A 255-nucleotide genomic window follows, 5' to 3' on the forward strand; every position below is an offset into this window, starting at 1 on the left:
TCAGACTTAAAAGACCGCCTGCGCGCGCTTTACGCCCAATAATTCCGGACAACGCTTGCCACCTACGTATTACCGCGGCTGCTGGCACGTAGTTAGCCGTGGCTTTCTGGTCAGGTACCGTCAAGGCACGGGCAGTGACTCCCGCACTTGTTCTTCCCTGACAACAGAGCTTTACGATCCGAAAACCTTCATCACTCACGCGGCGTTGCTCCGTCAGACTTTCGTCCATTGCGGAAGATTCCCTACTGCTGCCTC

Annotated in this window: 1 rRNA gene; it reads right to left on the reverse strand. The window is 55.7% G+C overall.

Features of this window, described 5'->3' with window-relative positions:
- Positions 1-255, reverse strand: a 16S ribosomal RNA gene (locus tag ACQCV8_RS20220); the annotation flags it as partial.

Origin of the sequence: Metabacillus sp. 84 (assembly GCF_050107715.1) — a bacterium.
Taxonomy (GTDB): domain Bacteria; phylum Bacillota; class Bacilli; order Bacillales; family Bacillaceae; genus Metabacillus_B.